The following is a 327-nucleotide window of genomic DNA, read 5'->3' as shown; positions in this document are numbered from 1 at the left end:
GCCGGGCGTAAAAATAACGCTCAAGGCAAAAGCGTGAAGATTAAAGTGAAGAAAGCTGCTAAGAAATAAGCAGCATTCAATTCAGGCCGTCTGAAAGGTTTCAGACGGCCTGAATTTGTGATTTCATGAATAAAACTTAAGGATAAATAAGATGATAAAACTATACGGTATTCCCAATTGCGATACGGTTAAAAAAGCGCGTAGTTGGTTGGCGGAAAATGGAATTGAGTTTGAGTTTGTAGATTTTAAGAAAAACGCCCCAACTCCTGATTTGATTGATGGCTGGCTGGAGCAGGCAGCTTTGGAAATTTTGCTTAATAAAAGAGG

Annotated in this window: 1 pseudogene; it reads left to right on the top strand. The window is 39.4% G+C overall.

The window, feature by feature from the left end:
* Positions 1–151: 151 nt before the first annotated feature.
* Positions 152–327 (top strand): annotated as a pseudogene (locus ACTHS3_RS17490) (arsenate reductase); the annotation flags it as partial.

It is taken from the genome of Neisseria sp. P0009.S007 (assembly GCF_051962515.1).
This window is presented reverse-complemented; position numbering and strand designations above follow the sequence as displayed.